Annotated in this window: 4 protein-coding genes; 3 read left to right on the top strand and 1 reads right to left on the bottom strand. The window is 70.8% G+C overall.

Going from position 1 to position 5,025, the window contains the following annotated elements; genetic code table 11:
- Window positions 1-2,212, top strand: a 2,212-nt coding sequence (locus tag VFH59_RS12995) for an efflux RND transporter permease subunit (protein ID WP_325165327.1), incomplete at its 5' end; no start/stop codon positions are given.
- A gap of 133 nt (window positions 2,213-2,345) precedes the next feature.
- Window positions 2,346-3,752, top strand: a complete 1,407-nt coding sequence (locus VFH59_RS12990) for a TolC family protein (protein WP_325165326.1) — start codon at window positions 2,346-2,348, stop codon at window positions 3,750-3,752.
- An 88-nt stretch (window positions 3,753-3,840) separates the two neighbouring features.
- Here VFH59_RS12990 and VFH59_RS12985 read toward each other — a convergent pair whose 3' ends face one another.
- Window positions 3,841-4,347 (bottom strand): nuclear transport factor 2 family protein, encoded by a 507-nt coding sequence (locus VFH59_RS12985; protein ID WP_325165325.1) that lies wholly within the window; start codon window positions 4,345-4,347, stop codon window positions 3,841-3,843.
- 255 nt (window positions 4,348-4,602) lie between these two features.
- Between VFH59_RS12985 and VFH59_RS12980 the strand changes: the two genes are divergently transcribed.
- Window positions 4,603-5,025 (top strand): TolB family protein (locus VFH59_RS12980; protein ID WP_414655894.1); only part of this gene is annotated, 423 nt, incomplete at its 3' end.

Genomic DNA, 5,025 nt, shown 5'->3' with positions numbered 1-5,025 from the left:
CAAGATCGTCTACGACCCGACCGTGTTCGTGCGCGGCTCGATCGAGGCGGTGGTGCACACGCTGTTCGAGGCGATCCTGCTGGTCGTGCTGGTGGTGATCCTGTTCCTGCAGACCTGGCGCGCCTCGATCATTCCGCTGGTCGCCGTGCCGGTCTCGCTGGTAGGCACCTTCGCGGTGATGTACCTCGCGGGCTTTTCGCTCAATGCGCTCAGCCTGTTCGGGCTGGTACTGGCGATCGGTATCGTGGTCGACGACGCGATCGTGGTGGTGGAGAACGTCGAGCGGCACATCGAGCATGGGCTGACACCCAAGGACGCCACGCGGCGCGCCATGACCGAGGTGACCGGGCCGATCGTGGCCACCGCGCTGGTGCTGTGCGCGGTGTTCATCCCGGCCGCCTTCATCAGCGGCCTGACCGGTGAGTTCTACCGCCAGTTCGCGCTGACCATCGCCATCTCCACGGTGATCTCGGCGTTCAACTCGCTGACCCTGAGCCCGGCGCTCGCCGCGCTGCTGCTGAAGGAACACGGCGCGCCGAAGGACCGTTTCAGCCTGCTGCTCGATCGCGGCTTCGGCTGGCTGTTCCGGCCGTTCAACCGGCTGTTCGTGAGCGGCGCGAACCGCTACGTCGGCGGCGTGCGTCGCGTGCTCGGCAAGGGCGCCCCGGCGCTGGTGATCTATGGCGCGCTGGTGGCGCTGGGCGTGTTCGGCTTCATCCACGTGCCGACCGGCTTCGTGCCCTCGCAGGACAAGCAGTACCTGGTCTCCTTCGCGCAACTGCCCGATGCCGCCTCGCTGGACCGCAGCGAGGACGTGATCCGCCGCATGAGCGCGATCGCCTTGAAGCAGCCGGGCGTCGAAAGTGCGGTCGCGTTCCCGGGCCTGTCGATCAACGGCTTCACCAACTCGCCCAACAGCGGCATCGTGTTCGTGACGCTCAAGCCGTTCGAGGAACGCACCGACCCGGCGCTGTCGGCCGGCGCGATCGCGGGTGCGTTGAACCAGAAGTACGCGGCGATCCAGGACGCCTACATCGCCGTGTTCCCGCCGCCGCCGGTGATGGGCCTGGGCACGATCGGCGGCTTCCGTATCCAGATCGAGGACCGCTCCGACCAGGGCTTCGAGGAGCTCTACAAGCAGACGCAGAACCTGATCGCGCAGAGCCAGAAGACGCCGGCGCTGGCGGGCCTGTTCTCCAGCTACCAGGTGAGCGTGCCGCAGATCGACGCCGAGGTGGACCGCGAGAAGGCCAAGGCCGAGGGCGTCAACCTGGCCGATGTCTACCAGACCATGCAGGCCTACATGGGCTCGCTGTACGTCAACGACTTCAACCGCTTCGGGCGCACCTACCAGGTCAACGTGTCGGCCGAGCCCGGCTTCCGTCGCGAGCCGGAGGACATCCTGCGGCTGAAGACGCGCAACGCCGCGGGCGAGGCGGTGCCGCTGGGTTCGTTCGTGCAGGTGCACCAGGGCGTCGGTCCCGACCGCGTACAGCACTACAACGGCTACCCGACCGCCGAGATCAACGGCGGCCCGGCGCCGGGCTACAGCTCGGGCCAGGCGCAGGCGGCGATGGAGAAGCTGGCCCGCGACAACCTGCCCAACGGCATGAGCTACGAGTGGACCGAGCTCACCTACCAGCAGATCCTGGCCGGCAACACCGCGGTGCTCGTCTTCCCGCTGTGCGTGCTGCTGGTGTTCCTGGTGCTGGCTTCGCTGTACGAGAGCCTGACCCTGCCGCTGGCGGTGATCCTGATCGTGCCGATGGTGCTGCTGTCCGCGATCGCCGGTGTGTGGCTGTCCGGTGGCGACAACAACATCTTCACCCAGATCGGCCTGATCGTGCTGGTCGGCCTGGCCTGCAAGAACGCCATCCTGATCGTGGAGTTCGCCCGCGAGGCGCAGATCCACGAAGGCCTGGACCGCCGGCAGGCGGTGCTGGAGGCGGCGCGGCTGCGACTGCGCCCGATCCTGATGACGAGCTTCGCCTTCATCATGGGCGTGGTGCCGCTGGTGACCTCGCACGGCGCCGGCGCGGAGATGCGCCATGCGATGGGCGTGGCGGTGTTCTCCGGCATGCTCGGCGTGACCTTCTTCGGCCTGCTGTTCACCCCCCTGTTCTACGTGATCGTGCGCGGCTGGAGCGAGCGTGCGGCGGCGCGGCGTGCCGCGCGCCACGCGGCGCTGCCGGTCGCGATCGAGGAGCATTGAGATGTCCAAAGTCACTGGCGGCGGCCTTGCATCAAGGCACGCTCTGATCAATTCCCCCGTGAGCCCCGTCCCCTCACCCCAGCCCTTTCCCCGAAGGGGAGAGGGCGCCAGAAGCACGCTCCGCATCCTGTCCGTGGCGCTGGCTGCCTTGCTGGCCGGCTGCATCAACGTCGGCCCGGACTACCACCACCCGGCGGAGAAGCCGGTCGCGCTGCAGGGCGTGGATACGGCACGCCAGTCCAGCGCCGAATTCCAGGCCGACTGGTGGAAGCAGTTCAACGACCCCACGCTCGACGCCCTGATCACCCGTGCGGCGCAGAACGCGCCGGACCTGAAGATCGCGCTGGCTCACCTCAACGAAGCACGCGCCCTGCTCGGCACCGCGCGCTCCGGGCAGTGGCCGGACATCGAGACCGGTGCCAGCTACACGCGCAGCCGCGGCCAGACGCCGGGCGTCAGCGACCAGCGCACCACCACGACCGCCTACCAGGCCGGCTTCGACGCCAGTTGGGAACTCGACCTGTTCGGCAGCGTGCGGCGCCAGGTGGAAGCCGCCCGGGCCGACAGCGAGGCAGCCGCCGCCTCGCTGCAGGACGCCCAGGTCACCCTGTTCGCCGAGGTCGCACGCAACTACTTCGACCTGCGCGGTACGCAGCTGCGCATCGATGTCGCGCAGCGCGACATCGCCAACCAGCGCGAGGCGCTGGAGCTGATCGAAAGCCGCGCCGCACTCGGTACCGGCTCGGCACAGGACGTGGCCAGCGCCCGCGCGCGCCTGGCCGGCGTCGAGGCGACGCTGCCGGTGCTCACCACGCAGGCACAGGCGGACGGCTTCCGCCTCGCTGTGCTGCTGGGCGAGCGGCCCGGCGCGCTGGACATCGACCTCTCGAGCGCGCACTTCACGTCGATCGACACCACCCTGCCGATCGGCAACGCCCAGGACGTGCTCGAGCGGCGGCCGGACATCCGCATGGCCGAGCGTGAGCTGGCCGCCGCCACCGCGCGCATCGGCGTGGCCAAGGCCGACTGGTTCCCGCACGTCCGGCTCGGCGGCTTCCTCGGCTTCCTGGCCGGGCGCAGCAACGACTTCGGCAGCCCGGCCACGCGTGCCTGGTCGATCGCGCCCAGCATCAGCTGGTCCGGCCTCAACGTGCAGCGCGTGCGCTCCGGCGTAAAGGCAAGCGAAGCGCGCGCGGACGCCGCACGGGCCAGCTACCAGCGCACCGTGCTGCGCGCGCTGGAGGACGTCGACAGCGCCCTGGTCGGCTACAACCAGCAGCGCGTGCGCGTGCAGCACCTGCTCGAACAGGCCGGGCAGAGCGAACGCGCGGCGGAGCTGGCGAAGATCCGCTACGACGCCGGCGCCGTCGACTACCTGGAACTGCTCGACGCCCAGCGCACCCAGCTCGCCGCCGAGGACCAGCTGGCCGAAGCCGAAGCCGGCATCAACCTGCGCGCCATCGCGCTCTACAAGGCGCTGGGCGGCGGCTGGCAGGCCTGCGGCGACGAGCGGTACGGCGCCCTGGTGCGCGCGCCCTGAGCGAGAGCGACGGCACCGCACACGCCTTGCCAGCCCGGACGCGATGGGCAAGCGGCTGGTGTGCGTGGCCGACGCCTGAGCCGGCGCGTCAGCCGCCGGCGATGCCGCTGTGCTGCGAGTACAGCGCGTGCCAGCGGCCGCCTTCGTAGACGAAGATGTCCGAGGAGCGCACGCCGTTTTGCGGGCCGAGCTTCGGGTCGTAGAAGGTGAGGATGGCGGTATCGCCGTGCAGCACCACGCGCTGCCCGGACGGGTGCGCCTTCAGCCAGGCCGCGACGCGCTTCCTTTGCTCGTCCGAGCCACGGTTGCGCGCTGCGTGCGCCAGGATATCGGCCTTGCCGATCGCCACGCCGCGGTCGTTCACCGAGCGGTATTCGGGCAGCAGCATCTGCTCCAGCCAGGCGGTGTCGCCGCCGGTTTCGGCCTCCAGCCAGTGCTGGTCGACCGCGGTCACCGCCGCGGCGCTTCTGGCGGTCTCGTCCATGGAGCCCTCGTGGGCGTTGACCGCCGCCTGCGCCGCGACTGCGGCAGCGGCCAGCCAGAGCCCGGCACCGACCAGGCGTGCGGGATTGAGGCGCAGGGAGTGATAAGCCATCGCGGGTCCTCGTCAGCGGCGGCAGCAGTGCCGCACGCCAGACTGCCTTGCGCGACGCGCCGGCGCCGCCGGAACGGGACCAACGACGCCACGCCGGGGACCGGCGGTCGACTGGCGCGCACCAGCGGCGGCGCGTGCCTCCCGCCCGCGGGCGCCGGCCGCTGGTGGCCGGCGGCGCGCCGCCCGTCACACGCCGCGCGACACACCCGCGCGATGGCGCCAGCCTGGTATCGACGCCACCCCGAGGAACTTCCGATGCACAGCAGACCCCCGATCGTCGTCCTTGCGCTTGCCCTCGGGCTGGGGCTCGCCGCCACATCCCCGGCCCACGCCGCCATCGCCACGGAGGTCGACGCGCCGGCGCCCGGGCCGTGGGCGCTGGCGCACGACGCCTCGCCCGCCTTCTCGCCCGATGGCGACGCCGTGGTGTTCGCCCGGGGCCACGGCATCACACGCCGCCTGCTCGTTGCCACGCGCCAGGGCGGCCGCTGGTCGATGCCGGCGCCGGCGCCGTTCTCGGGCGGCAACTGGATGGACCTGGAGCCGGCGATGGCGCCGGACGGCTCGTTCCTGCTTTTCGTCTCCAACCGGCCGGCCGCAGTGCGGGGCAAGGCGCTGGATGGCCATTACGAGGGCCAGTTCCAGCCCGGTCGCGGTGGCAACCTGTGGCGGGTGGCA

It is taken from the genome of Frateuria sp., from assembly GCF_035695185.1.
GTDB lineage: Bacteria > Pseudomonadota > Gammaproteobacteria > Xanthomonadales > Rhodanobacteraceae > Frateuria_A.
The sequence above is the reverse complement of the archived record's forward strand: the minus strand, read 5'-3'. Positions and strand labels throughout refer to the sequence as shown.

What these genes read in the sequence shown, in the direction of transcription:
- VFH59_RS12985 (WP_325165325.1), bottom strand. Translation starts at nt 4,347, where the DNA reads ATGGCTTATCACTCCCTGCGCCTCAATCCCGCACGCCTGGTCGGTGCC.